Annotated in this window: 2 tRNA genes and 1 rRNA gene; all 3 read left to right on the top strand. The window is 44.8% G+C overall.

Annotation, left to right across the window (positions count from 1 at the left end):
• The first annotated feature begins 174 nt into the window (after positions 1 to 174).
• The 3 genes from rrf to ACK1U5_RS26680 all read left to right on the top strand — a co-directional run bounded on the left by rrf (position 175) and on the right by ACK1U5_RS26680 (position 451).
• Positions 175 to 290: ribosomal RNA gene (gene rrf / locus ACK1U5_RS26690) — 5S ribosomal RNA — on the top strand.
• A 9-nt stretch (positions 291 to 299) separates the two neighbouring features.
• Positions 300 to 374, top strand: a tRNA-Asn gene (locus ACK1U5_RS26685).
• Between the two features lie 4 nt (positions 375 to 378).
• Positions 379 to 451: transfer RNA gene (locus tag ACK1U5_RS26680), tRNA-Thr, on the top strand.
• Positions 452 to 473 lie beyond the last annotated feature (22 nt).

Raw genomic sequence — 473 nt, 5'->3', positions numbered from 1 at the left:
AAGATGATCAGGTTGATAGGTTCGAGGTGGAAGCATGGTGACATGTGGAGCTGACGAATACTAATAGATCGAGGACTTAACCATATAATATGTAGCGATGTTATCTAGTTTTGAAGGAATATGCATTAAAATTTCTTCTTGACATTTCGAAAGAAATGTTTATAATGATAAAAGTCTGGTAATGATGGCAGAGAGGTCACACCCGTTCCCATACCGAACACGGAAGTTAAGCTCTCTAGCGCCGATGGTAGTTGGGACCTTGTCCCTGTGAGAGTAGGACGTTGCCAGGCTAATATTATTCCGCAGTAGCTCAGTGGTAGAGCTATCGGCTGTTAACCGATCGGTCGTAGGTTCGAGTCCTACCTGCGGAGCCATTATGCTTCCATAGCTCAGCTGGTAGAGCACTTCCATGGTAAGGAAGAGGTCACCGGTTCAAGCCCGGTTGGAAGCTTGGGAATAGGTTTAAAACTTTT

This window comes from Bacillus sp. XB1, assembly GCF_053557995.1.
The sequence above is the reverse complement of the archived record's forward strand: the minus strand, read 5'-3'. Positions and strand labels throughout refer to the sequence as shown.